Genomic DNA, 26,947 nt, shown 5'->3' on the forward strand with positions numbered 1-26,947 from the left:
GGCACGCTCCAGCCGATCCACGAACTGGTGGCGGTCGCCCGGGAGTTCGGCATCGGGTGCTCGCCCGCCGCGAGGACGGCGCTGATGTAGGGGCCGAGGCTGCGCTGCCACTGCTCCTCGCTCAGGCCGGTGCGTTGCTCGGCGCGCCGGGCGGCCTGCTGGGTGGCCACCGAGCCCAGCACGTACGCATGCACGGCTCCGAGCGCCCGTGAGGCCGGCGTGATGTCGGGCGTGAGCGCGACGGCGGCGAGCAGGGCGGATTCGGCCCGCCGCAAGGTGTTGGGGCCGAGCGAGGGCCTGCCCGCCAGTTCGGCCGCCAGCCATGGGTGGCGCAGCAGGGTCGCGCGCTGGGCGTGCGCGACCGCGGCCAGGTCGGTGCGCCAGTCCCGGGTGGGCTCGGGGAGCGGGTCCTCGCCCTGGGCCGCGTCGACCATCAGGTCCACCAACTCGTCGCGGTTGGTGATGTAGCGGTAGAGGGTGGCCGTCCCGGAGCCGAGATCGCTCGCGATCCGGCGCATCGAGACCGCGGCCAGGCCCTCCGCGTCGGCGACAGCCAGCGCGGCGGCCACGTACTGGTCCACTCCCGGGGCGCGCCGGGCCGGCTCGGGGCGGGGTCTGGTCCACACCGACCAGGGAGTGGGTTCGGTCATCGGGTGCTTCCCTTCCTCGTTGACCGGCATTCTAGCTTCTGGATACGGTGTAGCCATGACGGAAACAGCGTATCCAGAAGTGGCGGTCCTCGTGGTCGGAGGCGGCAGCGTCGGGCTGCTCACCGCCGCGCTGCTGGCCCACCACGGCGTCCCCGCAGTGCTCGTCGAACGCCGGTCCGGGCCGTCGGTCCACCCGCGCGCCACCGGCGTCGGGTCGCGCACCGTCGAGATCCTGCGTGAACTCGGGCTCGACGCCGCCGTGGACGCCGCCGCAGTCGACCTCCGGGGCGCCGCAGGCAAGGCCGTGGCGCGGACCGTCGTCGACATGGGTGCGGGTGACGTCGTGACCGTGGCCATGGCGACCCCGTCCGCCGCTGAACCGGACCCGACGCCGTTCAGGCTGCGCGGCGTCTGCGCGCAGGACCGCCTCGACGCCGTGGTGGCGGCCGACCTGGCGCGCCGCGGAGCGGATGTGCGCTGGTCGACCCGCCTGGTCGGCATCGCGCAGGACGCCGACGGGGTCGAGGTCGACCTGGAGGGGCCCGACGGCCGCTACTCGTTGCGCTGCGCGCGCGTGGTGGCCGCGGACGGCACGCACAGCCCCGTGCGGACCGCGCTCGGCGTGGGCACCTCCGGGGCGGGCGACTTGGGCAAGTCGAAGATCAACATCCTGTTCCGTGCCGATCTCCGACCCCATCTGCGGGGGATGTCCTTCGGCACCTGCACCATCACCACGCCGGAGGCGCCCGGCCTGCTGGTGACCGTGGACGGCGAGACGAACTGGGTCTTCCACATCGCCTGCGACGTGGACGGAGGTGAGCAGCCCGATGACTTCACGCCCGAGCGCTGCGCGGCGGTGGTCCGGGCGGCGGTCGGCGATCCCGACCTCGACGTCGAGGTGCGCAGCGTGCTCCCGTGGCGGCCCCGGAGCGCCCTGGCCGACCGCTTCGCCGTCGGCCGCGTGTTCCTGGTCGGCGACGCCGCGCACACCGTGGCACCCTTGGGCGCGTTCGGCCTCAACACCGGCGTCGCCGACGCCCACAACCTGGCGTGGAAACTGGCGGCCGTCCACCACGGCGAGGCAGGCGCCGGCCTGCTCGACACCTACGCACAGGAGCGCGAGCCGGTCGCCGCGGTGACGCTGGACCAGGCAGTGCGTCGGTTCGCCGATCCGGCGCTGCACTGGGGGCGTGGACCCGAGGCGGACGCCGCCAGGGCGGCGGCGGGGGTGTGGGCGGCGCCGGTCGTGCACCTCGGCCAGCGGTACGACTCGGCCGCCGTCGTCGATCCGGGGCCGGAACTCCCGTCCACGGTGGACCTGGTGGTGGTGCTGGACGGGTCGCCGGGTTCACGGGTGCCCCACGCCTGGGTCGACGGTGTCTCCACGCTCGACCTGGTCGCGTCCCGGTGGACCCTGCTGGCGGGCGCCGCGGGCGATCGGTGGCTGGCCGCCGCGGCGCACGTCGGCCTACCGGCACACCGGGTCCGTGCACCTTGGCTGTCCGACGACGGCGCCCTGCTCGTGCGACCGGACGCGATCGTCGCGATGCGGGTCCCGGCGCCGGTCCCGGACCCGGCGCGGTACCTCGCCGACGTCCTGGCCCGGGTGCTGGCCAGGCCGGTCGCGGTCCCGAGCGTCTGACCGGACGCCGGAGCGGCGGGGGCGGGCTGAACGGTCGATCGGTCGATGGACGAGCAAGAGCCGGTTCAGTCTCTGAGTCGGTGCGCGAGGTGGAGCAGGTCTTGCAGGTGCAGCACTCTTCCGTCGAATCCTGGGAGGGGGACATGGAGCGGCTGGGTCCAGTGGGCGGGGATTGCGTCCAGCCCGTAGTACGCCCCCGCGAGGCCTCCGGTCACTGCGGCGACGGTGTCCGTGTCGCCGCCGAGGTCGATCGCTGCGCGTATCGCGTCTTCGAAGCCGGTGGTGGTGCGCAGGGCCCAGACGGCGGAGCCGAGGCAGGGCCAGACGGCACCGTTGAACTCGGTGGCCTGGTCGGGGTGCCAGTCGGGTGCGAGGACTGTGGCGTAGCGGTCGCGGTGGTCGGGGTGGACAAGGGCCAGTACGTCCGGGAGCGCGGTGAGGGGGTCGGTGTCCTCCAGGGTGAGGCGGATGAGTTCGTGGAAGATCGCGGTACCTTCCCAGGCCGCGCGGTCCCCGTGGGTGAGGGCGGCGATGCGGCGGGCCGCGTCCATGGTGGCTTCCTGGCCGGCGGCCGCGAAGTGGACCGCCGAGGTCGATGCCCGCATCAGGGAGCCGTTTCCGGCTGCGCGCCGGTTGACCTGGAAATGGATCGCGGCGGCGAGGTCCCAGGGCATGCCGTTGGTCAGGACGTCTTCGGTCTGCAGGCCGATGTCCTTGGGCTCCGAAGCTGCCCACCGCTGGAAGCGGGCGAAGATGTCCGGCAGGTCCAGTCCGCCCCGCTCCAGCAGGGACTCCGCGACCAGGACGGCCATCTGCGTGTCGTCAGTGGCCTCGCCGGGGTCCCAGCCACCGCCTCCGCTCATCTCGCCACCGGCACCAGGCGCGGGAAACCTTGCGGAGAACGCTCCCGGGGGGCCGAACTCGAACGGGCCGCCCAGGGCGTCACCCACCGCTGAACCGACGACCGCGCCGGCGGCCCGCTGTATCCGCTTCATTCGCGCAGGTTATCCGTGCCGTCCCGTCAGCCGCGCGGCGCTGTTCCGTGTGTCAGCGGGCAGGCCCGGTTCTCGCAGCGGAACCGACGCACCGTCAACTCGATCACCACCCGCACGCCGCCGCAGCGGCCCTCGCACGAGCACGGAACCGCACCTCGCCAGTGGAGGGGGCCGCGCCGGTGGGGGAGGAGGTGGCTGGCATGCTGCTGGTGTGGACAAGCCTGAGATCTGGATCGACTTCGCGCCCGAGCTGCACCTCTTCGTCGGCGCGCGGCGGCGGGAGGGCCGGACGGCCGTGCTGACCGACGGCAGTTCGACGCTCGGGCACGTGGTGGAGTCGCTCGGGGTGCCGCTCACCGAGGTCGGGAGTCTGCTGACTGATGACAGGGTGCTGACAGCTGGTCATGTGCCGGTTGACGGGGAGCAGATCTCGGTCGGGGCGGTAGTCCGGCCGCAGCAACTCGCCGGCCCGGCCCGGTTCCTGCTCGATGTGCACCTCGGGACGCTGGCGCGTCGGCTGCGGCTGCTCGGGATCGACGCCGCGTACGAGAGCGTGGACATCGGCGACCCGGCGCTGGCGAAGCGCTCGGCCGCCGAGCAGCGGGTGCTGCTCTCCCGCGACCGGGGCCTGCTGCACCGGCGGGAGCTGTGGGCGGGGGCGTACGTGTACAGCCACCGCCCGGCCGACCAACTCCGGGACGTGCTCTCGCGGTTCGCACCCCCGCTGGCGCCGTGGACCAGGTGCACGGCCTGCAACGGGGTGCTGCACGAGGCGGACAAGACCGAGATCCTGGCGCAGATCGAGGACGGGACCGAGCGGGCGTACGACGTCTTCGCGAAGTGCGGGGACTGCGGGCAGGTGTACTGGCGCGGCGCGCACCACTCCCAACTGAGCGAGATCGTGGCGGCGGCGGTGGCCGAGTTCGGCGGGGCGTGAATTACCCAATGGGACCGCACTGCGAGGGCCCGCCCCAGCGCGGTGCGGGGCGGGCCGACGGGGTCAGACGGCGGCGGTGACCACGATCTCGACCAGCACCTCGGGACGGTAGAGCGAGGCCTGGACGGTCGCGCGGGCCGGCGCGGCACCGGCGGGGACCCAGCTGTCCCAGGCCAGGTTCATCTCGGCGAAGTCCTTGATCTCGGCGAGGAAGATCTCCGCCCGCAGCACCTTGGTCTTGTCGCTGCCGGCCTCGCCGAGCAGGCGGTCGATGCTCGCCAGGATCTGCCGGGTCTGCCCCTCGACGCCCTCGGTGAGGTCGCCGGCCACCTGGCCGGCCAGGTAGACGGTGCCGTTGTGGACCACGGCTTCGCTCATCCGCGCACCGGTGTCGATTCTCTGGATCATGGGTGGGCCTCCTGTAGATCGTTTGGCGGCGCCGATGGTACCTGCGCCGACCGTCCGCCGTCCGAGCTGTCCACGGGCTGTCCAACGGGCCGTCGGAGCGGGCGGAGCGGGCGGTACAGGTCGGCGCAGGTCGGGGGTCAGCCGCGGACGTGCAGGCCGAAACCGGTGCGGCCGGCGGGCTCCAGACCGTCCTTCAGCTGGAGCGAGGGGATCTCGTAGTCGCCGAAGTTCTGCCGCCGGAAGGCGATCGGTTCGGTCGAGTCCAGGGTGAGCAGGCGCTCCTGCCAGGCCTTGGCGACGTCCGGGTAGGCCTCCTCGGTGAGCCGGTCGGTGCTGTACAGCACGAACGGCGGCAGCACGTCGAGGCCCGGGTAGTAGAGGATGCCGTGCTGGATCGGGAACAGCAGGTCGTCGATCGGGCCGTTGATCCCGCGGGCGGAGTACTGCGCCTCCGGGCCGCCGACGGTCACCGACAGCAAGGCCCGCCGACCCGCCAGGGTGCCCTCGCCGAAGCGCTCGCCGTACTTGGTGTCGCTGTGCTCGCCGACGCCGTAGGCGAAGCCGAAGCTGAACACCCGGTCCACCCAGCCCTTGAGGATCGCGGGCATGCTGTACCACCACAGCGGGAACTGGAGGATGACCGTGTCGGCCCAGAGCAGCTTCTCCTGCTCGGCGCGGACCTCCGGGGCGAGCGTCCCGGCGTCGAGGGCCCGGCCCGAGTCCCGGGCGATCCGCAGCGGGCTCGACGCCGCAGCGCCGTAGTCCGAGGCATCCACGGTCGCCTTCCAGCCCATCGCGTACAGGTCGCTCACCCGTACCTCGTGCCCGGCGGCCTCCAGGGTGGTGACCGCGAGGTCCTTGAGCGAGCTGTTGAGGGACTGCGGCTCCGGGTGGGCGTGGACGATCAGCGTCTTCACGGGAACTCTCCTTCGGTTCGGATGCTCCGATTCTGGGAGCCGCGGCGGCAGTTGTTCAGGGGCGCCGCTTCCGTAGGACGGGACTTCCTGGTAACGGCAGGGCCACCCTCAGAAGCGCCGCGCGGGGTCATACTCGGGGGATGGACGATCTTGCAGGCTTCCTGCGGACCCGGCGCTCCCGGGTCGACCCGGCGACGGTCGGCATCCCCACCGACACCCGCCGCCGGGTCGAAGGGCTGCGCCGCGAGGAGGTCGCGCACCTCTCGGGCGTGAGCGTCGACTACTACGTGCGGCTGGAGCAGGGCCGGGCGACCCAGCCCTCCGAGCAGGTGCTCGACGCGCTGGCCCGCGTGCTCGGCCTGGACGAGACCGAACGGTGCCATGTGGGACGGCTGGCCCGGCAGCGCCGCCACCGGGCGAAGGCGCCGAGCGGGAAGGTCAGGCCCGAACTGCTGCGCGTGCTCGGCCTGGTGACCGACGCCCCGGCGCTGATCATGAACCACCGCCTGGACGTGCTGGCCGGGAACCACCTGGCCGACCTGCTCTACGGCCGACCGGCGGCGGGCCTGAACATCGCCCGGCACCTCTTCCTGGAGGAGACCGAGCGCGGCCTCTACGCGGACCGGGAGAGCTGCACCCTGGACGTGGTCGGGCACCTGCGGCTGGCGGCGGGAAAGTACCCCGACGACGCCCGACTGGCTTCCGTCATCGGGGAGTTGGCGATGGGAAGCGAGCGCTTCCGCCGCCTCTGGGCCCGCGCGGACGTGCGCGCCCGCACCCATGGGCGGAAGCTCTACCGGCACCCGCTGGTCGGGCCGCTGGAGCTGCACCAGGAGAACTTCGCCCTGTCGGACGACTCCGGGATGGAGCTGATCGTGCTGTCCGCGGCGCCCGGCAGCCCGGCCGAGGACGGGCTGCGCCTGCTCGCGGGCCTGGGCGCGGGCGGCAGCGGCGTGCAGCCCGCGGTGAAGGCCCAGGCCCACGAGTAGGGAGCGTGCGGTCAGGCGGATTCGACGGGAAGGCCGGATTCGGTCGGCAGGCCGGCCTCGGTCCAGTCCTGGATGCCCTCGCGGTACTTGCGGACGTCGGTGTAGCCGAGGGCGGTGAGCCGGTCGGCGACCTGGCCGCTGTTGGGGCAGGCCGGGTTGGAGCAGTAGGTGACGATCGCGGCGTCGAGGTCCGGCAGCAGGGCGGCCGCCCGGGCCTCCACCTCGGCCGGGACCAGCGCCAGGGCGCCGGGCAGGTGCTGCTGGGCGTAGTACTCGCCGCCGAGTGCGTCGAGGACGGTGACGGCCTCGGCCTCGATCGCCGCTGCCAGTTCGTCGCGGGTGATGAGTGCGGTCATTGCACTGCCTCCAAGAGAATCGGACTACAGTCCTGTTATGACTCACGACAGTAACGGACTGCAGTCCGGTTCTGCAATGCCGTTGGAACTCCTGCGCACACCGCCGCCCAAGGAGCGCGCGGACGCGACCCGCAACCGGGCCGCGGTGCTGGAGGCGGCCGCCCGGCTGTTCGCCGAACGCGGGGTCGAGGCGGTGTCGATGGACCAGGTGGCGGCGGCCGCCGGGGTCGGCAAGGGCACCCTGTTCCGCCGCTTCGGCGACAAGTCCGGGCTGGCCGCCGCGCTGCTGGACGCCCGCGAGCGCGTGCTGCAGGAGGCGATCCTGCACGGGCCGCCCCCGCTCGGCCCCGGGGCCCCGGCCGACGCGCGGCTGGCCGCGTTCGTCGACGCCTACCTCGACTACCTGCTGGAGCACCTGGCCCTGGTCCGGATGTCCGAGACCGCCACCCCCGGTGCCCGGTACCGGATCGGGGCCTACCGGTTCTGGCACCGCCACGTCGCGATCCAGCTGGCCGGTACGCCCGACCCCGACCACACCGCCCACGCCCTGCTCGCCGCACTGGCGGCCGAGCACGTGGCCGCGCTGCTGCCGGAGCTCGGCGAGGAGCGGATGCGGGCCGGCCTGCTCCGCCTGGCCCGTGCGGCCGGTGGTTAGGTGCACCGGCCCGGTTCGCGCTGGACGGGGGAGCGCGGCCTGGGCATGATCAACCGATGAGCACTCCGGAGACCGTGGTCGAGCGCCAGCTCGCCGCCTACAACAGCCATGACCTCGAAGCCTTCGCGGCGACGTACGCCCCCGACGTCCTGATCAACCGCCGCGGCGGTGACCAACTGCTCGGGCGGGACGCCGTGCGGGAGGCGTACGCCGACATGTTCGCCCGGGGCCGCTGCCGGGCCGAGATCACCGGGCGGCTCACCGAGGGCGACTGGGTGGTGGACCACGAGATCGCCCATGGCATCGGGGACGAGCCGATCCGGGTGCTGGTCGCCTACCGGGTCCGCGACGGCCTGATCGACCGGGTCGACTTCCTCGGCTGACCGAAGGGGCCGAACTCCGGCCAGCGGGAGCGGAGTTGCTATCGTCTCCGGTCACGGGGCCGACGGTGCGCGTGACGAAGGTGGCGGTGGGGGATGGGATCTGGGCTCGGGGAGGCCGCCGGACCGCGGCCGGAGGTGCGGAACTCGCTCTCGGATGTCGTGGTGGTGGGGCCGAGCATCCAGGCCGGCACCGTCCACGGCGGCGTGCACCTCCACCTGGGCGCCGAGGCGGGCGCGCGGTCGGCGGCCGAGGCCGCGGCGGCGCTGCCGGGCGTGCTCGCGACCCCGGCCGGTAGCCTCCGGCGCAGGGCGCTGGAGCAGCTGCTGGCCGACCTGGAGGCGGTGCACCGCGACTACCTGGTGATGTTCGAGGCCGTCCGGGCGCAGGCACCGGCCGCGTGGGAGCAGGGCTCACCCGGCTTCGCCGGGCAAGTACGTTCGGTGGCCGGGCAGTTGCGGCACCTGCGGCTGGTCTACGAGCCGGTCCGGGTCCGGGTCAGGGCGACGGCCGAGGTGCTCGAACGGGTGCCGGTCGCGGCCGCCGAGCGGGCGTTCGCGGAGGCCGTGCTCGGGTACTTCCCGACCGGGGAGTTGGGGACCGACGAGGAGAGCGGCCCCTGGCGCACCTCGGGCACCGCCGTCCTGGACCACCTCTACCGCGCCCTGGACGGGGAGTTGGGGCAGGAGCTGGGCGCGCTGCTGGAGCGGACCCTGACCCTGCACCGGCACGGCTGGTCCGAGGTGTGCCGGGCCTACGCGGTGCTCCAACTCGGCGGCGGGGCAGCCTGATGCGCCTGCTGAGGTGCCGTGACGGCGACCGGTTCACCGACCCGTTCGCCCGGCCGTACTTCGCCGACGCCCTGCGGGCCGCGGCAGAGCTGGCCGGGGCCGGGGCCCAGGGCGCCGTGGGCCACTACGCGATCGTCCGGCAGATCGAGGGCCCGCACGCCACCGTCCTGGTGGGGCGCCGCCAGGACGGCGGGCTGCTGGTGCTCAAGGGGTACCGGCCCGGCCCGGCCGCGCTGGCGGCCCGGGAGGGGGAGGCGTTGCTGATGCTGCGCTTCGGCTTCGCCGGCATCGTGCCGCTGGAGGAGACGCTGAGTCCCACCGCCGGCGGGCCGATCACCTACCTCTGCATGCCCTACTGCCAGGGCGGGAGCCTGCGCGATCTGCTGACGGCCGGTCAGCCGGAGCCCGCCGAAGCCGCGTTCCACGGCCTCGCGCTGATCGCGGCGCTCGAACGACTGCACCTGGAGGGCCTGGTCCACGGCGACGTCAAGCCCGACAACCTGCTGTTCCACCACGGCGACGACGGCCTGGGAGCGGGGGAGGCCAGGTGGCACACCTGGCTCTCGGACCTGGAGCTGGTGTCCCCGGCGGGCGGGGCGACGAGCTGGCGGATGACGCCGGAGTACGCCGCGCCGGAGCAGCTCGCGGGCGCCCCGGCGGCACCGGCGATGGACGTCTGGGCCTGGGGCCTGACCATGCGGGACTGCTTCGACCGCACCGGCCCGCTGCCGACCGGTTGGCGGTGGCTGGCGGAGCTGGTCGACCGGGCCGTCGCGGTCGATCCGGGCGACCGACCGACCGCCGCGCAGATCGTCGCCGGGTACGAACGGCAGGTTGGGTTCGGCGACCACCGGTGGTCCCACCTGGGCGCTCCCGCCGCCACGGCTACCGTCCGCTACCCGCTCGTCTCGATGCCGCCGTTCGCGCGGCCCTGGGCCGCCCGGGAGTCCTCGGGACCGCCCGCCCACTTCGTGAGCGCCTCGTTCGGCTGGGCCGCCCGGCTGCCGGAGTGCACGCGCCTCTACGAGCTGCACAGCACGGCCGCACTGGTGCGCCTGGTGGAGCTGAGCTCCGGGGTCCTCGGCGATCCGGCGGACCCGGCGTCGGTGTGGCAGGCGTTCCGCCGACTGCCCGGCGCACCGGCGCTCCCACTGGCCGGCGAGGGTGCCATCACGGTGGAACTCAATGGCAGGCCGGTCCGTTCGGAGCCGGGCACCGACCTGCTGCCCCGGCAGGCCGCGCTGGACTTCGTCCGGCACCTGGCCACCGCGCTGGTCGAACTGGTGGAGGAGACCGGAGCGGTGGAGGACCTGGCCCGGCTCCGGCAGGTGGCCGAGGCCTGGGAGTCGATCGGCGAGTTCGGGTCGGAGGCGGACACCGCGATCCTGGCCCAGGCCTGGCTCACCCTCGACGCGTCGGACCGGGCGCTGCCCTACGTCCGGCGGGCGTACGCGGCCGACCCGTCGGCCTCGTCGGCCCTGGCCGCGATGCGGCTCCAGTACGTGGTGAACGGCGACCACGGCACCGCGGCGAGGGTGGCGCTGGTGGGCGCCCGGACCGGGGACCAGGCGGTGGCGCTGCGCTGGCTGATCATGTCGGCCGTGGACCTGCTGGAGGCGGCCGACTACGACGCGCTCGACGCGACGCTGGAGCGGCTCCGCGACCTGCGCGTCGACGTCCTCGCCCTGATCTGCCAGGTCGCGGCGGGCCGGCGCGGCCGGCTCCGGGCCGGGCCCGAATGGCCCGCGCTGCGCGAGCACTTCAGCACGATCAGCAGCACGTCCTCGATCCAGCAGCTGCGCTACCTGGTCGAGGCCGCGTTCCGGCACGGCGAGGTCGACCACGCCCGCCGGTGCGCCGCCGTCGCGCTGACCCGGCCGACCGTCCGGCTGCCGCTCCACCACCGGGACCGGGCCGCGTTCGAGGTCGTCGCCCTCGGCCTGGACCCGGCGGAGCGGAGCCTGACCGCGCGCCTGGAGCACCGGGCCGAGCTGTGGTCGGCGGCAGGCCGGCCGGCGGACCCGCTGGTCGGGCTCGACCTGGTCGCCGCCGAGCGGTGGGTGCGCGGCCCCGGCCGGGCGCACGCCTCGGCCGCGGTGCTGGCGCTGGTGGACCTGAGCCGGCCCGGGACCGGTACGACGGACCGGAGCGCCCGGTACTGCGCGCAGTGCCAGGCGCCGGGCCGGGTCGGGCGGATGTCCGTCTGCGGATCGTGCCATCGGCTGTTCTGCGCGCGCTGCGCCCGGGCCGTCCGGCCGGAGCATGCCGAGCGCTGCGGCGGCGACCTGGCGCATCCGCTGCCCGCAGGGGGCTGACCCGGGCCGGGCTCAGAGCGGCCCCTGCCAGGCGCCGCCGGTGCCCGTCCCGGTGCGGAAGTAGACCTGGGCGTCGGCACCGATGGCGAACACGTGGAGCAGGCCGGCGCCGTCGACCACCGCCGCCGGGTAGTCCAGGACCGAGTGGCCGAGGTCGGCCCAGGCCCCGAACGAGCCGTTGGGCGCGGTCTGCATGACCCGGCTGACGCCGGTGCCGCCGTTGCGCTCGAACAGCACCACCTTGCCGGCGGCCGTCACGGCGGCCGGCTCGCCGACGCCGCTGTCGCCGCCGATGTCCACCGGCGTCTGGCTCCAGGACCCGCCGACCTGGAGCTGACTGGTGGTCATCATCGAGCCGGTGCCGATCTTCCGGTAGGCGAGCTGGATCCGGCCGTCCTGGTGCAGGGCCGCCTTGGGCGGGCTGGCCGGCTGGGTGTTCGGCAGCGCTCCCGGGCCGGCGAAGCTGCCGCTGGGGCTGGTCTGCCACCAGGCGAGGACGCTGGTCCTGGTGCTGGCGAACACCTCGAGCCGGCCCTGGCCGTTGCGGACCACCGTCACCGGGTCCTGCAGGTCGCTGCCGCCCATGTCGCCCCAGGCCCCGGTCCAGGGCCCGTTCGGCGCGGTCTGCCACCTGGTGCTGACGCCGCCGCCGGCGTTCTTGAGGAAGAACTGCAGCCGGCCGTCCAGGTTGCTCGCCACCACCGGCGTCCCGACCTGGGCCTCGAACCCGGTCCCCGTGTTGGGGTTGCCGTGATCGGTCCACACCGCCCCCCAGCCGCCGTTCGCCGTGTTCTGGGCCAGCGAGACGATGTGGTGGTCGTTGAGCCGCCGCCCGAACAGCTCCATCCGTCCGTTCTGGTTCATCCCGACCGAGAAGGCGGGCGCCAGCGGACCGCCCGGGGAGGCCAGTTGCTGCGGGCCGAACCAGGTCCCGCCCGTCCCGCGCCAGTACGTGTACGGGGCGCCCTTGCGGACCAGGAACACCTGCGGCCGCCCGTCCTGGTTCAGCCCGGCCCAGCCGGTGCCGCGGGACCAGCGGTAGTACTGCCGGGAGAACCAGGCCGGATCGTAGTTGCCGACCGAGTGGTCGTGGGTCGCGTACTCCGCGTACACCCCGCCCTTGGCGGTGGTGGCCGCCGGGTCGAGGTTCCCCGGGCAGTCGGCGATGTTGTAGTCCCGGTAGTCCACCTGGATCAGCTCGCCGCCGTACGCGGCCGCGGCCTCCGCCGCGAACCGGGCGGCGGCCACGTGGTCGGGGTGGTCCTGCGCGTAGCGCTGGTCCGGGAACCGGTCCTGGGTCCGGAGCACGGTCGGCTGGTAGTCGGCCATCACCAGCCGGAGCAGGTCGACGACGTCGGCGGCGGTGTAGACCGAGGGGCCGGGCAGCGGACTGTCCAGCGGCACCACTGTGGTGTCGGCCAGGGCGTTGTCGTGGATGGCGGCGAGCGCGCCGTCGTGCAGGTTGACGAAGACCAGGTGGACCGGGCCCTCGTTGAGGATGTACCGCTCGACCTGATGGCCCCCGAGCGTCCACACCTCGCCGGTCCAGTGGGACGTCTCGTCGGTGCCCAGGCTGCCGTCGCCGACTCCCGCCATCAGGGCGTAGGCGTTCATCACGCCGAGCTGTCTGCTGCGGGCCCGGATCGGCTGGCCCGGGACGTCGTGACAGATGTTCGGGCAAGGATCGCCCGTGATGTCGCCGGCGCTGAGGAACACCGTGACCGTCGGGACCCCGGTGGTCACCGAGGCCGCCAGATCCGGGTTCATGAACAGAATCTCGTCGTCCTCGTGCGCCACCACCTGCATGTGCAAGGCATTCACGCTGTGACCTCCGTACAAGGAGATTGGCCCCCCTCTGTCTATTCCCGGCCAGAACAGGGCTGTCACTGATCAAAAGTGGCGAGAAACTGACTGTTTACGTACACGTAGGACGGGCGGGAGTCCGCATCCGTCCCGAGCGGCCACGGCTAGGGTGGCGAGGCGCCGCTGGGCCCCGCCTGTCGACGGCTGCGGATGTGATGCCCGTCACGGGAACTGCCGGGGCGGGCCGGACAAGCACCGGGTGTGGACTATTCGATGCACGAACGGATCAGGGCCGGTGACCCCGGCGCCTTCCGCGAGCTGTTCCAGCAGCACGCCCAGGTGGTGTACCGGCACGCGGTCCGGGTGACGGGCGACCCCGGAGCGGCCGAGGACGTGATGGCGGTGGTGTTCCTGGAGGCCTGGCGGATCAGGGCCAAGCTCCGGGACGAGGCGGCCACGCCCCGGCCGTGGCTGATGGGGATCACGGTCAACGTGCTGCGCAACCGGGCCAGGGCGGCACGCCGGCACGCCGAGGCGCTGGCCCGGATGCCGGCGGCCGAGCCGGTCGCGGACTTCGCCGACGAACTGGTGGGCCGGCTCGCGGACCAGGAGCAGCTGCGGGCCGCCAAGGCCGCGCTGGAGCAACTGCGGCGCGGGGAGCGGGAGGTGTTCGCCCTCTGCGTCTGGGCCGGGCTGAGCTACCCGGAGGCGGCCGAGGCCCTGGGCGTCCCGGTGGGCACCGTGCGCTCGCGGCTCTCGCGGGCGCGCACGCGCCTGCGCGCCCTGGCCGAGAAGGAACTGACGCGCCGTCGGAGAATCCCCCGGGAACCCCTGCGGGCGGTCGGACAACAACTGGGTAGCCGCGCCGTTGCGGCCCGAGCGGATCAGGAGTGGATCGGATGACCGGCCCCGTCAGCAGTCACCAGCCCCCCATCGAGGCGGAGTCGGCACAGCTGCTCCCGCCCGCCGGGGCACCCGCCCTCTCCTCCGCCCGGCAGCACCTCATGGAGGAGTACCTGATGTCCGAGATCACCCGGACCACCCCCGAGACCGCCCCGCGATCGGCCCCCGCCCGCAGGCGGCGGCTGCTGATCGCCGTCCCGGCCGGGGCGGCCGCCCTCGCGCTGGCCGCGACCGTCGCCGTCGCCGCGCTCACCGGCGCCGAGCAGACCGGCACGTTCGGCGACCGGATCCCGGCACCCGTGGTCCAGGTGGCCGGCGGGCAGACCGCCCAGCTCGCGTCCACCGTCGAGCGGATCTCGCTGGCCGCCGCGGCCGCGCCGGACCTGGACCCGAAGCCGGGCCAGTACCTCTACATCGAGAGCACCGTCTCCAACCTGTCCAGCACGGTCGACCTGGAGAAGAGCAGCTCGAAGACCTGGGTCGACAAGCCGCACACCCGGCTGGTGTGGCTCGCCGCCGACGGCCGGGACGGCCGACTGGTGGAGGACGGCAAGACCCCGGCCGAGGGCCAGGAGCTCAAGGGCGGCGAAGGGGCCTGGAGTGCACCGTCGTTGGTGTTCCTGAAGGGCCTGCCGACCGACCCGCAGGAACTGCTGCAGCAGATCTACGCCGGTACGGCGGGGCAGGGTACGGGCCCCGACCAGGAGGCCTTCGTCACCATCGGGGACCTGATCCGGGAGCAGGCCGTCCCGGGGAAGCTGGCCGCCGCGCTCTACCGGGCCGCCGCGAAGATCCCCGGGGTGGTGCTGGTGGACAGCGCGGCCGACGCGGCCGGCCGCCCCGGCATCGCGATCGCCCGGACCGACCCGACCACCGGCACCCGCAGCGAGCTGATCTTCGACGGGTCCAGCTACGCGTTCCTCGGCGAGCGCAGCGTCCAGGTCACCGAGGGCAAAGGCGTGAAGGCCGGTACGGTGACGGCCAACAACGCCGTGACCAGGCGCGCCGTCGTCGACGCGGTCGGGCTGCGCCCGGGGGCGGTCGCCCGGACCTGACCGTACGCAGCTGCGCCCCGGGGCCGACGTCACCCCCGGGGCGCAGCTGCTGCTACAGCTGGCCGGCCAGGCGCCCGAACGACTTGGTGTGGTGCTGTTCGGTCTCGGAGAGGTTGGCCACCACCTGCTCCAGGCGGTCGGCGGTCTGCTGGTAGAGCGCCGTGACGGTCGCCGCGATCAGGTTGACGGAGAAGTTGGCCCGGCCCTCGGCGGCGTCGATGGCCGGGGCCAGCGGTACTCCGCCCGGCCCGGTGGGCAGGCCGGCGACCGAATCGTTGAAGGCGGCCCGGGAGTTGGCGACGTCGTCGGCGAAGCGGCGGAACCTGTTGGCGCAGTCGGTCAGGTAGCCGGGGTCGGCCCCGAAGCTGCTGCCGACGCCGCCGGTGGCGCCCGCCGGGCCGGTGCCGGTCGGGGAGTCTCCCGCCGAGGGTGCGGCGGCGGTCTCCAGGGCCTGGGCCGCGCCGTCCAGCTTCAGGAGTCCCTGCTCGGCCTTGGCGAAGAGCGTATCGATCTCGGTCCGGGCCGAGTACAGAACCGCACCGTCGACATCGGGCCTCAGCGTGATCGTTCCGACCAGTATGAACTTGGTCAGGTCCAGCAGTACCTGGGCCATGGTCGCCTTGGCCGCGTACACGGTCTGTGCGGCTCCGTCGAGCGCCACCGCCATCTGGGCGGCCGCCACGTCCACCGCGGCGCTGACGTACTCGGTGGTCCGGGAGCAGAACTGCACCATCGCGTCGTACGAGCCGCCGTGATAGCCCTGGCCCAGGTCGAGGACGGCCTGGTCGGCGGCCCGCTGTGTTCCGCTGACATCCGTGACGAAGGTCTGGAGACCGCGTGCGTAGGCGAAGACGTTGTCCTCATCGGCCTGTGGCCAGGTCGCGCCTGTCAGTGTCTCTGCCGGAACGAGCGGTCCGGGCAGCGTGTACGTCATGGTCCCCCCTCAGCGACCGGTCGAACTGACGTGTAGTCAGGGACACGACATTACGTGCCGCGCGGGCGCGCCGGGCGGTTTTCGGTTCGGTGACGGACCGTCATGTCCCGGGACCGGTACAGGACCGCTGCCTCATGCGGGCCCGGGTGGCCCACTCCTAGCGTGGAGGGACACCGACCGGCGGACGCGCCCGAGGTGACCGCAGGTGAACGACAGCGCGACAGACGAAGTGAGGCACAGATGACCAGACTCCGGATCGGTCTCGGTATCGCGACCGGTGTGAGCGCCCTCTCACTGGCCCTCGTGGCCGGCGCCACCGCCCAGGGCGCCCAGTCCCTCCAGGCGGCCGGCGCCACGCCGCCCGCGGTGGGCAGCGCGGCCGGGCCGTCCCTGACCACCACCAGCTACCGCACCACCCACCTCAGCAACGGCAACGGCGGCCAGTGCCTGGACGCGGACCTCAACACCATCGGCGGCAACGGCACCAAGGTCCAGCTCTGGGGCTGCAACGGCTGGTCCAACCAGACCTGGATCTGGACGCCGGTGGCGGGCCAGCCGGTCGGCTACTACACGATCCAGACCGAGAAGAACTACCGCTGCCTGGACGCGGACCTCAACACCATCAACGGCAACGGCACCAAGGTGCAGTTGTGGGACTGCAACGGCTGGGACAACCAGATCTGGCTCTGGAACGGCACCACCCTGCAGACCAAGAAGAACGCCCGCGTCCTGGACGCGGACGCCAACACCATCCCCCGCGACGGCACCAAGGTGCAGCTGTGGGACCGCAACGGCTGGGCCAACCAGCGCTGGATCTTCGGCTGACCCGCCGTCGACCCCCGGCCCCGCCCCACCCGTGCTCGGACGGGTGGGGCGGGGTGCTGCCCGGGTCGGCGGTCCACGGCGTTCCTACCCGCGCCAGGCCGGTGCCCGTTTCTCGGTGAAGGCGTGGGCGCCTTCGGAGGCGTTGGCGGTCGTGAAGACCGGGGCGCTCAGGGGGTCCTGGACGGTGTAGGCGGTGTGGTCGTCGAGGCCGCGGGTGTCCTGGACGATCTGCTTGGTGACGTGGACGGCCTCGCGGGAGGGGACCTGGACCCGGTCGGCGAGGGCGAGGGCGGCGTCGAGGGCCTGGCCTTCGGGGGTGAGCCGGTTGACCAGTCCGTACCGGGCCGCGTCCGGCGCGGACAGCGGCGCCGCGGTCAGGAGCATCTCCATGGCCACGTGGTAGGGGATGCGGCCGGGCAGGCGGACGGCTCCGCCTTCGGCGGCGATCAGTCCGCGGGCGACCTCGGGCAGGGCGAAGAACGCGGTGTCGGAGGCGACGATCAGGTCGCAGGCGAGGGCCAGTTCGAAACCGCCGGCCACGGCCGCGCCCTCGACGCAGGCGATGAGCGGCTTGCGCAGCCGGGCCCGGGTCAGGCCGGCCAGCCCGCGGTCGGCGACGACGGGCACGCCTTCGGTGGGGAAGGCCTTGAGGTCCATGCCGGAGCAGAAGTGGCCGCCGGCACCGGTGAGGACACCGACGTTCAGGCGGGGGTCGGTCTCCAGCCGTGTCAGGGCGGCGCTCACGGCGTCGGCCAGAGACTGGTCGACGGCGTTGCGGACGTGCGGCCGGTCGAGGGTGATGAGCAGGACACCGGGGCGCGGCTCGGTGACCTGGACGGGGTGGTGACTGTCCATCAGGGGTCCTCCTGGTGGGGTGGGCGGGCCTCGCGGGCGGGCGCTGCGGACGGCCCGGGCGGTCGGTCAGAGGCGGACGACGGGCAGCGCGGCCAGCCCCCGCATCACCCGGGCCGGGCGCCAGGGCAGTTCGTCGGCCGGCTTGGCCAGGGCGACCGGACCCAGACGCCTGAGCAGCAGGGGGAGGGCGAGGGTGCCCTCGAGCCGGGCCAGGGCGGCGCCGATGCAGAAATGGGGCCCGTAGCCGAAGGCGAGGTGGTCGTTGGGTGTGCGGGTCAGGTCGAGGCGGTCCGCGTCGGCGAAGGCGGCCTCGTCCCGGTTGGCGGAGCCGATCAGCAGGCTGACGATGTCGCCCCGCTCGATCGTCCGTCCGTGGAGAGTGATCGTTTCTGCGGCGCAGCGGAAGGTGGCGTCGCGCACCGGTGAGTCGTAGCGCAGGAGTTCCTCGACGGCGGTGGCGGCCAGGTGCGGGGCGGGGTCCGGTGCGGTGAGCAGGGCGGCCTGGTCGGGGTGGTGGAGCAGGGCGAGGGTGCCGTTTCCGATCAGGTTCATGGTGGTGTCGTGTCCCACCAGCAGGAGGAGGTAGGCGGTGGAGCGCAGCTCCTCCTCGCTCATCGCCCCGCTCCGGTCGCCGGCGCGTACGAGGGCACCCAGCAGGTCGGTGCCGCCGGGGGCGGAGCCGGTGCGTTTGCCGCTGATCAGGGTGTCCAGCAGCGCGTGCAGGGCCTCGTCCACCCGGGCCGGGTCACGGCCGGGGGTGGGGGCGATGGTGGCCATCAGGGTGTCCCGGGTCTCCGGGTGGTCCAGTTCCGGGGGGATGCCGAGGACCGCGCAGATCATGCGGAAGGTCAGCGGCGCCGCGAAGTCCGCGATCACGTCCACGTGGGTGTGGTGGTCGAGCCGGTCCAGCAGTCGGCCGGCGGTCTCGGCGATGAAGGGTTCCAGCTGGGCGATCCGCCGGGGGATGAACGCGGTGTTCACCAGGGTCCGCAGGCGGGTGTGGTCAGGAGGATCGGCGTGGACCAGGTGCCGGTTCAATCCGGCGGGCCCCGCGACGTAGCCGGACACCCGGCCCGGGTCCTTGCTCAGCCGGTTGTCGGTCAGCAGCGCCCGGACATCCGCGTACCGGGAGACCTGCCAGACCGTGGGCCGGCCGGGCCTGCGGTCGGCGTGGAGGGGTGCATTCCGGCGCAGCCAGGCGAAGTACGGGTAGGGGTCCCGCACCCGTGCGGCCAGCAGGGCAGGGGGCGGGGAGGGTAGGGCAGGGGAAGACACGGTAGCTCCGGGCTCGCATGCCGGCATGGACACCATGGCAACGAGCGACACCGGCCGAGGATGCGCAGGCCACGCCTTCCGGACCGGGCTCAGCGGAGGAACGCGACCTCCGGGAAGGCCGGGCTCGGGCCGTCGAGCAGCGGTGCGCGCCGGTGCCGCAGGTGCCGGTCGAAGAAGGCGAGCGGGTAGGCCTGTTGGATGCGGACGGCCCGGGCGGGGGCGAGGGTGCCGACCTGGTCCCGGATCTGCTGGTCCGTCAGGCCGAGCAGCCGGCCCGCCTGCGGGATCAGGGTCGCCTGGTCGCCGTACGAGAGGTGGCTCGCCCCGGCGGCGGCGAGGTCGAGCCGGGGGCCGCGCAGGTGGGTCCAGAACCGGGCGACGTCCGGCTTGGTGGCGCGGGTGAACTCGGCGGTCATCAGCAGGAACGGCCGGTCCAGGTCGGTGGTGACGGTCGGCTGCATCGGGCCGTCGAGCGCGATCCCGGCCCGGATGCGCGGGTCGGTGAGCATCGCCAGCGCGGTGGCGGTGCCGCCCTTCGACCAGCCGAACGCGCCGATGCGGTGCGGGTCGAGGGCGCCGAGCAGACCCGGGGGCAGCGGCCTGCCGTCGGCGTCGGGGTTGGACCCGGCGGCGAGCTGCTCGACCCGGTCGAGCAGGAAGCGGAGGTCCGCGGCGTAGCTCCGCGGGTCCATCGGAACGTCGTCGGCCGGGGCGAGCACCCGGCCGTCGGGGAACTCGGTGAACGCGTCGAAGGTGTGGTCGACGGTGACCACCGCGTAGCCGTGGGAGGCGAGTTCCTGGACCATGACGGTGTGGTCGCCGCGGTGGCTGTGCGCGCCGTGCGAGTACAGCAGCACCGGCAGGCGGTGGCCCCGGCGGAGCACGGGCGCGCCCAGGCGGCCGCTGGTGAGCGGGACCAGGGCGGGGTCGAGGGGGAAGCCGATGTCCGACAGGTACGCGTGGATCGCGCCCTCGGTCAGCCAGGGCGCGCGCGGCAGCCCCTCGGTCCGGCGCGCGGGGTACCAGACCGAGGCCATCAGCTCGCGGTGGTGCCCGGGGCCGGCCACCGGGTCCGGACGGGCCGGGTCGACCAGGTGCAGCGGCACCACGCCCACCGGGTGCGGCCCGGTGGGCGCGGGCAGGGTGAGCCGGGCCGGGTCGGGGGCGGCCGGTGCCGCCGAGGCCCGGGCGGCGGCCGCGACGGGTAAGGCCGCTCCGGCCCCTGCGGCCAGTGCGGCCGCGAGCAGGTGACGGCGAGTCAGGTCCGGGCGGGCGGTCGGTGCGACGGTCATGCGTCCTCCTGGGAACTGGCTTGTTCGATCTGCTGGATGAGGCGTTTGAGCTGGGTGACCTCGTCCCGGAGGGCGCGGTCGCCGGCCGGGGTGAGGGAGAGCCAGGTGCGGGCGCGCCGGCCCTCGTAGCCCTTCTCCACCTCGACCAGTCCGGCCTTCTCCAGCACGGTCAGGTGCTGGCTGAGATTGCCGGCGGTGAGCGCCAGCGCCGTCCGCAGGAAGCCGAACTCGACCCGGCGCGCCTGGTGGGCGACGGTGAGGATGCCGAGGCGGACGCGCTGGTGGACCACGTCGTCCAGCCCGGTGACGGGGTGCGGGTCGGGCTGCTCGGTCATGACGGGTCGCGCCGGCGGGAGCGCTCGGCCAGGCCGAAGCCCAGCGCACCGAGCAGGAGCAGCAGGCCGGGTACGCCGTAGAGGGGCACGCCGGACCAGGGCGAGCTGGGCGCGATGCCCGACCAGCCGGTGCTGAGCGGCACCAGCTCGACGGCCAGGTACACCCCGGTGAGCAGCAGCAGCGCGGGGCTGCGCTCCACCCAGGACAGCACCAGCAGCGGCACACCGACGGCGGCCGCGCTCCCGATCAGCCGCTCGACGAACCGGGTCGTCCCGGCGGCGGGGTCGAGGTGCAGGCCCCAGAGGTCGAACGCCTCGCGGGGCTGCGGCATCCCGTGGCGGAGGCTCCAGGCGGCGGTGGCGGCCACCAGCGCGACCAGGGCGATCCCGGTGACGATGTACGGCCGGACCGGGGTGCCGACACCGCGCTCGCGGGAGCGGCGCAGGTAGAAGTACGCGGTCGCGGTGTAGGCGAGGGCGATCCCGATCGGCCAGTAGAACGGCGAGCCCTGGCTGACCAGGGTGCAGCCGTCCCCCACCATCGGGTCGGACACCGGGCAGGGGACGGTACGGACCTCGTGGGTGAGGCGGCTGACCAGGATTCCGCCCAGCGTGAGCACGCCGAGCAGCAGGAGCGGGAACCAGGCGCCGCGCTGGGCGGCCCGGACCCGGCGGGTCAACTCACCGAGGCCGGCCAGGACTTCGTGGGGAGTGCCCGGCGGAGGCACTGCTGCATCTGTCATGCCATCAGCTTTGCATTACAAACCAGTTGTGACAAGAGAGCGACGGGTCGGACGGCCGGACGTGCGAGGATCGCGGGCATGAGTGACAGGTTCTCCGGGCTCCCGGTGGCCAGGGCGGTCAGCGCCTCGGTCAGTGAGCGCAGCCTGAACGGGATGCCGGTGCTGGTGGTCGAGCACCCGCAGGTACGGGCCGCCGTGAGCGTGCAGGGCGCGCAGCTGATCGCCTGGCAGCCCGCCGGGGCCGAACCGGTGCTGTGGCTGAGCGAACAGGCCCGGTTCGAGCCGGGGCGGGCGATCCGGGGCGGCGTGCCGATCTGCTGGCCGTGGTTCGGCCCGGCGGCGGAGCCCTCGCACGGCTTCGCCCGACTGCTGCCGTGGGAGCTCGCGGAGGTCACCGAGGACGCCTCGGGGGTGGTGCTGACCATGACGCTGCGGGACGGTGAGCGGTCGAGGGAGTACTGGCCGCACGCGTTCACGGCGCTGGTCCGGCTCCGGCTCGGCCGGGAGTGCGCGATCGACCTGGAGGCCCGGGGCGACTTCACCAGCACTGCGGCGCTGCACAGTTACTTCCAGGTCGGCGACATCGACACCGTCACCGTGGCCGGCCTCGGGGAGGTGTACACCGACGACCTGCTCGGGACCGAGGGGCGGCAGGACGGCGACCTGGTGTTCGCGACACCCCTGGACCGGGTCTACACCCGGGCCGATGCGGTGAGCCTGGTCGACGACCCGGTGCTCGGCCGCACGATCGAGGTCCGGCACCGCGGCCAGAGCGACGTGGTGCTCTGGAACCCGGGCGCGGAGGGATGCAGTGACACGGCCGCCGGCGGCCACCGCACCTTCGCCTGCGTCGAGACGGTCAGGCTCAACCGGCCGCTGGTCAGCAGCCCGGGCCACCCGGCCGGACTCGGGGTCACCGTACGGGTCAAGTAGCCGCCCGCGCCGGGTGGTTGACCGGCGCGGGCGGACGTTCGGCCAGGGTCAGCGGCGGGCCCGGCGCCCGGTGCCCCGGCGGTTGACCAGGAACAGGACGGCGCCGGCCAGCAGCACGGCGACCGCGCCGAGGGAGAGCGGGAGCGCGGAGCTGCCGCCGCCGGTCCGGGCCAGGTCCGCGCCGCCGCCGGGGGCGGCGGCCGTGGGGACGGGGGTGGCGGCGGGAAGGTCGCCGGCCTGGTTGTCGGGGTGCTCGGCGGAGAGCGGCGCCGGTGCGGCGGTGGACTTCGTGGGCTTGGCCGCCGGTGCGGGGGTGGCGGGCCCGGTGGTGGCGGGAGCGGCGGTGGCAGGTGTGTCGGTGCCGAACTGGATCCGGACGTCGGCCCCGTCGGCGGCCGCCTTGGTGACGCTCACGGCCAGGTGCGCGGCGGAGTCGGCCAGCGGGGTCCCGCCGGTGGCGAGGGAGGCGGCGGCGGCCTTGTCGTCGCGCTTGGCGTTGCTGATCAGGACGGCGTCGTTGTAGTTCCCCTTGGTGACGCGGTAGACGTCGACGCCCTGGGTGACGTCCGCGTCCGGGGTGGCCGGGTCGGGGGTGCGGTACTCCACCACGATGCGGTCGCCGCCGGTGCCCAGGGGCAGGTCGACGGCGCGGGTGCCCGCCGTGCCGGGTGCGTGCAGCGGGGTGAGGTGCACGGTGGCCGAGGCGGTGGGGGTGGCGGTCTGCTGGGCGGTGAGCCACTTGAGCGAGAGCAGCTCGGGTGCGCTGAGCCCCTTCTTCTCGCCGCCGCCGCCCATGGGGGTGCGGTGGCTGTACTCGTCGGCGGTGCAGCCGGTGAAGCTGCCGGCCGGGCAGAGTTCGCGCTCCTGGTGGTTGAAGCCGAGGTTGTGCCCGATCTCGTGGATGATCGCGGCGCCGTCGTCGACCGCGCCTTCGTGGAACCAGGAGTTGGGGCCGGGCATCGAGCCGAGACCCCACCAGTTGGAGCAGAAGTCGGAGTGGAAGACGACCGAGATGTGATCGAACGTCACCTCCGGGACGGCCTTGCGGGCCAGGTCGTTCATCTTCTTCGTGTCGCAGGCGGCCGAGTCGTCCAGGTCGATGGTGAACGGGCCGAAGACGCCGTCGCCCTTGGCGGGGACCACGCTCATCCGGTTGCCGGAGTTCCTCGCGTAGTAGGAGGCGAGCGAGGTGCTGCCGGTGCCGAAGAAGTTCCGCACGGCGTCGGCCCGGGTCTTGGCCGGGTCGGTCAGGGCGAGGTTGCGGAAGTTGACCAGGACCACGGCGTGGCGGTCGACCCGCTGCGGAGCCGGCTCGGCCGCGGCGGGCCCGGCCAGCAGGACGGAGCCGACCACGAGGGCGGACGCGGTCGCCGCTGCGAGCCGGACGGGCGCGGGGTGCTGTGTCATCGGGGAACTCCAGGAGCGGTCGGGAGGGTGACGGACTGTCCGTCCTTCCCCTGGGAGACCTGGGCGGCGGCGCCGGATAACAGGAAGTCAGGCGCGGGCTGCGAGATGGCCCGCAGAAGTTTGCGCATTAATGATTGAAACTGTGTTCATCGAAGCATGTTCGGACTCTTGACTGCACTTTTGGTGAGTGATGTCATGCCTTGCGCAGCCAACCGGCAGGTGCCCCATGCCCTCCGGTGACCGGGCTGCTCCCATCCCCCGTGAAGGACGTCGCATGCGCCGTAACACAGCACGCTGGTTGGAACGATGGGGCAGGCAGAGGCCGTTGGCCGCCGGACTGGTCGCCGCGATGCTGGGAGCGGTGCTCTCGGTGGCCGGCCCGGTGTCCTCGGCGGCGGCCGCGACCGCAGGCACCGCCACCGGGATCACCCAGTCCGGAAGCACCTACACGGTCAGCTCGTCGAGCGGTGCGAAGGCCCGGGTGGTGATCGCCCGGGCCGACATCTTCCGGATCTGGCTCGCGCCGACCGGCAGCTTCACCGACGACCCGGCCGGCTCCGACCTGGCCGTGAAGACCGACTTCGGCCCGGTGGTGACCAGTTGGTCCGATGCCGGGACGTACTTCCGGATCAACACCGCCTCGATGACGATCCGGGTCAACAAGTCCCCGATGCAGTTCGCCCTCTACAAGGCGGACAACACCACGCTGATCTGGCAGGAGTCCCAGCCCACCAGCTGGACCGGCACCCAGACCACCCAGTTCCTGACCCAGGGCGCCGACGAGCAGTTCTACGGAACCGGCCTGCGCCTCGGCGAGTGGGCGCTGCGCGGCAAGACGGTGCCGATCTCGGTCAACAACAAGTGGCGGGAGAACGACAACGCCAGCCCGGCGCCGTTCTACATGTCCACCAACGGCTACGGCGTCATGCGCAACACCTGGGCGCCCGGCAGCTACAGCTTCGGCGCGCCCGGCTCGTTCACCCATGACGAGAAGCGGTTCGACGCCTGGTACGTGGTCGGCGACTCGCTGAAGGGCGTGCTCAACAACTACACCGACCTCTCCGGCAAGCCGTTCCTGGCCCCGATGTGGGGCTTCGAACTCGGCAACGCGGACTGCTTCAACGCGACCAACCCCGACTACCAGGGCGACCACACCCGGGCCCGGCACCAGACCACGCCGGACGTGGTGGGCTACGCCACCGACGCGCGCAACGCCGACATGCCGTCCGGCTGGTTCCTGCCCAACGACGGCTACGGCTGCGGGTACACCAACTTGAAGAGCACCGTCGACGGCCTGAAGGCCAAGGGCTTCCAGACCGGCCTGTGGACCTCCACCGGCCTGTCGGGCATCGACAACGAGGTCGGCACGGCCGGCAGCCGGGGCGTCAAGACCGACGTGGCCTGGATCGGCGGCGGTTACAAGTACGCCTTCGACGGCGTCAAGCAGGCCGTCAACGGCATCGAGAACAACTCCGACGCCCGGCGCTACGTCTGGACCGTCGACGGCTGGGCCGGGACCCAGCGCAACGCGGTGGTCTGGACCGGCGACACCTCCGGCACCTGGGACGCCATGCGCTGGCACGTCCCCGCCATCACCGGCGCGGGGCTGTCCGGCCTCAACTACGCCTCCGGCGACATCGACGGCATCTTCGGCGGCAGCCCGAAGACGTACGTGCGCGACCTCCAGTGGAAGGCGTTCACCCCGGCGTTCATGACCATGTCCGGCTGGGGCCCGACCAATCCGGCCGCCGGGTACTCGGACAAGCAGCCGTGGCGGTTCGCGGAGCCGTACCTCTCGATCAACCGCAAGTACCTCCAGCTCAAGATGCAGCTGATGCCGTACCTGTACACCGCGAGCCACACCGCCGCGCAGACCGGCGTGCCCTCCACCCGGGCCATGGTGCTGGAGTACCCGGACGACCCGGTCGCCCGGGGCAACCTGACCAGCGGTCAGTTCATGGCCGGCGACTCCTTCCTGGTCGCCCCGGTGGTCACCGACACGGCCAGCCGGGACGGGATCTACCTGCCCGCCGGCACCTGGACCGACTACTGGACCGGTAAGGCGTACAACGGGCCCGGCTGGCTCAACGGCTACTCCGCGCCGCTGGACACCCTGCCGCTGTTCGTCAAGGGCGGCGGCATCGTCCCGATGTGGCCGAAGATGAACTACACCGGCGAGAAGCCGGTCGACACCCTCACGTACGACGTCTACCCGCGCGGCAACTCCTCGTTCACGCTGTACGAGGACGACGGCATCACCCGGGCCTACCAGACCGGTGCGTCCGCCACCCAGGCGGTCACCGTCGCCGCGCCCGCCTCCGGTACCGGCAACGTCACCGTCAACGTGGGTGCCAGCACCGGTAGTTACACCGGCAAGCCGGCCTCCCGGGGGTACCAGTTCAGCCTGCACGCGGCCGCCGCGCCGAGCAGCGTCTCGGTGGACGGCAGCACGCTGACCGCGTACGCCTCGAAGAGCGCGTACGACGCCGCCGCCACCGGGTGGTACTTCGACGCGGCGGACCGCTCCGGCGTGCTCTGGGTGAAGACCGGCAGCAAGTCCGGGGCCTTCTCGGTGACCGCCAACGGCCTGACCGTGGGCGCCGGTTCGGCCATCCCGTCCACCTCCGCCCCGATCTCGCAGGCGGCCTGGACCCTGGTCGGGGCCGACAGCCAGGAGACCTCGGGCGAGAACGGCGCCGCTGCCAACGCCTTCGACGGCAACACCGGCAGCATCTGGCACACCAAGTGGTCCGGCACCGCCGACCCGCTCCCGCACGAGATCAAGATCGACCTCGGTGCGCGCTACGACGTGGACAGCCTGACCTACCTGCCCCGGCAGGACGGCGGCGTCAACGGCCGGATCGGGAACTACGAGGTCTACGTCTCCGACAGCAGCACCAGTTGGGGCACGGCGGTGGCCACCGGCACCTTCGCCGACACGGCGACTGCCAAGACCGCCACCTTCGCCCCGGTCACCGGCCGGTACCTGCGGCTGCGGGCACTGACGGAGGCGGGCGGGCGGGGCCCGTGGACCAGCGCGGCGGAGATCACCGCCACCGGCAAGGCGACGGCGCTGCCCAGCAACGTCGAACTGGTCAACGGCGCGTCCTCCACCTGCGTGGACCTGCCCGGCAGCGCCACCGCCCCGGGCACCCAGCCCTCGATCTACGGCTGCCACGGCGGCCCGAACCAGCGCTGGACCTTCCAGCCGAACGGCACCCTCACCGGCCTGAGCGGCGTCTGCCTCGACGGCAGTGCGGCCACCGTCGCCGTCCAGACCTGCTCCGGCGCCGCCGGCCAGCAGTGGCGCCCCGGCAGCGGCAACACCGTGACCAACGGGACCCGCTGCCTGTCCACGGTCGGAGCGGCCACCGCCTCCGGCACCAAGCTCGCCCTCGCCACCTGTGACGGGACCAGCGTCCAACGCTGGAACCCCGCCCCGTAGCACCCGCGCACACGCGAACGGCCGCACCCGCTTCCGGGGGTGCGGCCGTTCGGCGTTCGGGGGTCCGGATGAGCCCGGCCGTTGGCCGAACAGCCCGGTGTCCGCA

25 protein-coding genes are annotated in these 26,947 nt (G+C 73.2%); 12 read left to right on the forward strand and 13 right to left on the reverse strand.

The window, feature by feature from the left end:
- A partial coding sequence (locus ABT118_RS29455) for a TetR/AcrR family transcriptional regulator C-terminal domain-containing protein (protein WP_350675449.1) occupies positions 1-650 on the reverse strand: 650 nt, incomplete at its 3' end.
- A gap of 55 nt (positions 651-705) precedes the next feature.
- On the opposite strand from ABT118_RS29455, the gene ABT118_RS29460 reads away from it, so the two are divergent.
- Positions 706-2,292 (forward strand): FAD-dependent monooxygenase, encoded by a 1,587-nt coding sequence (locus tag ABT118_RS29460; RefSeq protein ID WP_350675451.1) that lies wholly within the window; start codon positions 706-708, stop codon positions 2,290-2,292.
- Positions 2,293-2,357: 65 nt separating this feature from the next.
- Here the strand turns inward: ABT118_RS29460 and ABT118_RS29465 are convergent, their stop codons facing one another.
- Positions 2,358-3,287: an ADP-ribosylglycohydrolase family protein gene (locus ABT118_RS29465; protein WP_350675453.1), complete on the reverse strand. Its 930-nt coding sequence runs from the start codon at positions 3,285-3,287 to the stop codon at positions 2,358-2,360.
- A 211-nt stretch (positions 3,288-3,498) separates the two neighbouring features.
- Here ABT118_RS29465 and ABT118_RS29470 point away from each other — a divergent pair, with 211 nt between their 5' ends.
- The gene (locus tag ABT118_RS29470) at positions 3,499-4,224 is read left to right on the forward strand and encodes a Mut7-C RNAse domain-containing protein (RefSeq protein ID WP_350675456.1); all 726 of its coding nucleotides are present in this window, start codon (positions 3,499-3,501) and stop codon (positions 4,222-4,224) included.
- A gap of 63 nt (positions 4,225-4,287) precedes the next feature.
- Here the strand turns inward: ABT118_RS29470 and ABT118_RS29475 are convergent, their stop codons facing one another.
- Positions 4,288-4,632 carry a RidA family protein gene (locus ABT118_RS29475; RefSeq protein WP_350675458.1) on the reverse strand — a complete coding sequence of 115 codons (345 nt, stop codon included), beginning with the start codon at positions 4,630-4,632 and terminating at the stop codon, positions 4,288-4,290.
- 137 nt (positions 4,633-4,769) lie between these two features.
- Complete coding sequence (locus ABT118_RS29480) at positions 4,770-5,549, reverse strand: NAD(P)H-dependent oxidoreductase (protein ID WP_350675461.1); 780 nt, start codon at positions 5,547-5,549, stop codon at positions 4,770-4,772.
- A gap of 140 nt (positions 5,550-5,689) precedes the next feature.
- Between ABT118_RS29480 and ABT118_RS29485 the strand changes: the two genes are divergently transcribed.
- Positions 5,690-6,538, forward strand: a complete 849-nt coding sequence (locus ABT118_RS29485) for a helix-turn-helix transcriptional regulator (protein ID WP_350675464.1) — start codon at positions 5,690-5,692, stop codon at positions 6,536-6,538.
- An 11-nt stretch (positions 6,539-6,549) separates the two neighbouring features.
- Here ABT118_RS29485 and ABT118_RS29490 read toward each other — a convergent pair whose 3' ends face one another.
- Positions 6,550-6,894, reverse strand: a complete 345-nt coding sequence (locus tag ABT118_RS29490; protein WP_350675466.1) for a rhodanese-like domain-containing protein — start codon at positions 6,892-6,894, stop codon at positions 6,550-6,552.
- Positions 6,895-6,970: 76 nt separating this feature from the next.
- Here ABT118_RS29490 and ABT118_RS29495 point away from each other — a divergent pair, with 76 nt between their 5' ends.
- The 4 genes from ABT118_RS29495 to ABT118_RS29510 all read left to right on the forward strand — a co-directional run bounded on the left by ABT118_RS29495 (position 6,971) and on the right by ABT118_RS29510 (position 11,036).
- Entirely contained in the window at positions 6,971-7,549 is a 579-nt protein-coding gene (locus tag ABT118_RS29495; protein ID WP_350675468.1) for a TetR/AcrR family transcriptional regulator, read from the forward strand.
- A 56-nt stretch (positions 7,550-7,605) separates the two neighbouring features.
- Positions 7,606-7,932 (forward strand): nuclear transport factor 2 family protein, encoded by a 327-nt coding sequence (locus ABT118_RS29500; RefSeq protein WP_350675470.1) that lies wholly within the window; start codon positions 7,606-7,608, stop codon positions 7,930-7,932.
- 93 nt (positions 7,933-8,025) lie between these two features.
- A complete protein-coding gene (locus ABT118_RS29505) occupies positions 8,026-8,721 on the forward strand; it encodes a hypothetical protein (RefSeq protein WP_350675472.1) in 696 nt (231 codons plus the stop codon).
- Complete coding sequence (locus ABT118_RS29510; protein ID WP_350675474.1) at positions 8,721-11,036, forward strand: protein kinase domain-containing protein; 2,316 nt, start codon at positions 8,721-8,723, stop codon at positions 11,034-11,036. The genes ABT118_RS29505 and ABT118_RS29510 overlap by 1 nt, the downstream gene beginning before the upstream one ends.
- A 12-nt stretch (positions 11,037-11,048) precedes the next feature.
- On the opposite strand, the gene ABT118_RS29515 is transcribed toward ABT118_RS29510, so the two are convergent.
- On the reverse strand, positions 11,049-12,857 hold the full coding sequence (locus ABT118_RS29515) for a DUF8189 domain-containing protein (protein WP_350675477.1): 1,809 nt from the start codon (positions 12,855-12,857) through the stop codon (positions 11,049-11,051).
- Between the two features lie 255 nt (positions 12,858-13,112).
- Here ABT118_RS29515 and ABT118_RS29520 point away from each other — a divergent pair, with 255 nt between their 5' ends.
- Positions 13,113-13,742, forward strand: a complete 630-nt coding sequence (locus ABT118_RS29520) for an RNA polymerase sigma factor (protein ID WP_350675480.1) — start codon at positions 13,113-13,115, stop codon at positions 13,740-13,742.
- Positions 13,739-14,797, forward strand: coding sequence for a CU044_5270 family protein (locus ABT118_RS29525; RefSeq protein ID WP_350675482.1), 1,059 nt, complete (start codon positions 13,739-13,741; stop codon positions 14,795-14,797). Before ABT118_RS29520 ends, ABT118_RS29525 begins: the two co-directional genes overlap by 4 nt.
- Before the next feature lie 52 nt (positions 14,798-14,849).
- On the opposite strand, the gene ABT118_RS29530 is transcribed toward ABT118_RS29525, so the two are convergent.
- Positions 14,850-15,731 (reverse strand): hypothetical protein, encoded by an 882-nt coding sequence (locus ABT118_RS29530; protein WP_350675484.1) that lies wholly within the window; start codon positions 15,729-15,731, stop codon positions 14,850-14,852.
- Positions 15,732-15,971: 240 nt separating this feature from the next.
- Between ABT118_RS29530 and ABT118_RS29535 the strand changes: the two genes are divergently transcribed.
- On the forward strand, positions 15,972-16,556 hold the full coding sequence (locus ABT118_RS29535) for an RICIN domain-containing protein (RefSeq protein ID WP_350675486.1): 585 nt from the start codon (positions 15,972-15,974) through the stop codon (positions 16,554-16,556).
- 84 nt (positions 16,557-16,640) lie between these two features.
- Here ABT118_RS29535 and ABT118_RS29540 read toward each other — a convergent pair whose 3' ends face one another.
- The 5 genes from ABT118_RS29540 to ABT118_RS29560 form a co-directional block, all read right to left on the reverse strand.
- Entirely contained in the window at positions 16,641-17,411 is a 771-nt protein-coding gene (locus ABT118_RS29540; RefSeq protein WP_350675488.1) for a crotonase/enoyl-CoA hydratase family protein, read from the reverse strand.
- Between the two features lie 66 nt (positions 17,412-17,477).
- Complete coding sequence (locus ABT118_RS29545) at positions 17,478-18,686, reverse strand: cytochrome P450 family protein (RefSeq protein WP_350675490.1); 1,209 nt, start codon at positions 18,684-18,686, stop codon at positions 17,478-17,480.
- An 89-nt stretch (positions 18,687-18,775) separates the two neighbouring features.
- On the reverse strand, positions 18,776-19,978 hold the full coding sequence (locus ABT118_RS29550; protein ID WP_350675492.1) for an alpha/beta hydrolase family protein: 1,203 nt from the start codon (positions 19,976-19,978) through the stop codon (positions 18,776-18,778).
- Positions 19,975-20,313, reverse strand: a complete 339-nt coding sequence (locus ABT118_RS29555; protein WP_350675494.1) for a transcriptional regulator — start codon at positions 20,311-20,313, stop codon at positions 19,975-19,977. The genes ABT118_RS29550 and ABT118_RS29555 overlap by 4 nt, the downstream gene beginning before the upstream one ends.
- Positions 20,310-21,056, reverse strand: a complete 747-nt coding sequence (locus ABT118_RS29560) for a hypothetical protein (protein ID WP_350675496.1) — start codon at positions 21,054-21,056, stop codon at positions 20,310-20,312. The genes ABT118_RS29555 and ABT118_RS29560 overlap by 4 nt, the downstream gene beginning before the upstream one ends.
- A 78-nt stretch (positions 21,057-21,134) precedes the next feature.
- Here ABT118_RS29560 and ABT118_RS29565 point away from each other — a divergent pair, with 78 nt between their 5' ends.
- The gene (locus tag ABT118_RS29565) at positions 21,135-21,989 is read left to right on the forward strand and encodes a D-hexose-6-phosphate mutarotase (RefSeq protein WP_350675499.1); all 855 of its coding nucleotides are present in this window, start codon (positions 21,135-21,137) and stop codon (positions 21,987-21,989) included.
- A 48-nt stretch (positions 21,990-22,037) separates the two neighbouring features.
- On the opposite strand, the gene ABT118_RS29570 is transcribed toward ABT118_RS29565, so the two are convergent.
- Positions 22,038-23,396: a hypothetical protein gene (locus tag ABT118_RS29570; protein ID WP_350675501.1), complete on the reverse strand. Its 1,359-nt coding sequence runs from the start codon at positions 23,394-23,396 to the stop codon at positions 22,038-22,040.
- A gap of 325 nt (positions 23,397-23,721) precedes the next feature.
- On the opposite strand from ABT118_RS29570, the gene ABT118_RS29575 reads away from it, so the two are divergent.
- On the forward strand, positions 23,722-26,841 hold the full coding sequence (locus tag ABT118_RS29575; protein WP_350675503.1) for a TIM-barrel domain-containing protein: 3,120 nt from the start codon (positions 23,722-23,724) through the stop codon (positions 26,839-26,841).
- Positions 26,842-26,947 lie beyond the last annotated feature (106 nt).

Source organism: Kitasatospora sp. NPDC002040 (assembly GCF_040296785.1).
Classification (GTDB): Bacteria; Actinomycetota; Actinomycetes; order Streptomycetales; family Streptomycetaceae; genus Kitasatospora.

Coding starts and splice junctions, on each gene's coding strand:
- ABT118_RS29460 (WP_350675451.1), top strand. CDS start 706: ATGACGGAAACAGCGTATCCAGAAGTGGCGGTCCTCGTGGTCGGAGGC.
- ABT118_RS29465 (WP_350675453.1), bottom strand. CDS start 3,287: ATGAAGCGGATACAGCGGGCCGCCGGCGCGGTCGTCGGTTCAGCGGTG.
- ABT118_RS29475 (WP_350675458.1), bottom strand. CDS start 4,632: ATGATCCAGAGAATCGACACCGGTGCGCGGATGAGCGAAGCCGTGGTC.
- ABT118_RS29485 (WP_350675464.1), top strand. CDS start 5,690: ATGGACGATCTTGCAGGCTTCCTGCGGACCCGGCGCTCCCGGGTCGAC.
- ABT118_RS29490 (WP_350675466.1), bottom strand. CDS start 6,894: ATGACCGCACTCATCACCCGCGACGAACTGGCAGCGGCGATCGAGGCC.
- ABT118_RS29495 (WP_350675468.1), top strand. CDS start 6,971: ATGCCGTTGGAACTCCTGCGCACACCGCCGCCCAAGGAGCGCGCGGAC.
- ABT118_RS29500 (WP_350675470.1), top strand. CDS start 7,606: ATGAGCACTCCGGAGACCGTGGTCGAGCGCCAGCTCGCCGCCTACAAC.
- ABT118_RS29505 (WP_350675472.1), top strand. CDS start 8,026: ATGGGATCTGGGCTCGGGGAGGCCGCCGGACCGCGGCCGGAGGTGCGG.
- ABT118_RS29510 (WP_350675474.1), top strand. CDS start 8,721: ATGCGCCTGCTGAGGTGCCGTGACGGCGACCGGTTCACCGACCCGTTC.
- ABT118_RS29520 (WP_350675480.1), top strand. CDS start 13,113: ATGCACGAACGGATCAGGGCCGGTGACCCCGGCGCCTTCCGCGAGCTG.
- ABT118_RS29525 (WP_350675482.1), top strand. CDS start 13,739: ATGACCGGCCCCGTCAGCAGTCACCAGCCCCCCATCGAGGCGGAGTCG.
- ABT118_RS29530 (WP_350675484.1), bottom strand. CDS start 15,731: ATGACGTACACGCTGCCCGGACCGCTCGTTCCGGCAGAGACACTGACA.
- ABT118_RS29535 (WP_350675486.1), top strand. CDS start 15,972: ATGACCAGACTCCGGATCGGTCTCGGTATCGCGACCGGTGTGAGCGCC.
- ABT118_RS29540 (WP_350675488.1), bottom strand. CDS start 17,411: ATGGACAGTCACCACCCCGTCCAGGTCACCGAGCCGCGCCCCGGTGTC.
- ABT118_RS29550 (WP_350675492.1), bottom strand. CDS start 19,978: ATGACCGTCGCACCGACCGCCCGCCCGGACCTGACTCGCCGTCACCTG.
- ABT118_RS29555 (WP_350675494.1), bottom strand. CDS start 20,313: ATGACCGAGCAGCCCGACCCGCACCCCGTCACCGGGCTGGACGACGTG.
- ABT118_RS29560 (WP_350675496.1), bottom strand. CDS start 21,056: ATGACAGATGCAGCAGTGCCTCCGCCGGGCACTCCCCACGAAGTCCTG.
- ABT118_RS29565 (WP_350675499.1), top strand. CDS start 21,135: ATGAGTGACAGGTTCTCCGGGCTCCCGGTGGCCAGGGCGGTCAGCGCC.
- ABT118_RS29570 (WP_350675501.1), bottom strand. CDS start 23,396: ATGACACAGCACCCCGCGCCCGTCCGGCTCGCAGCGGCGACCGCGTCC.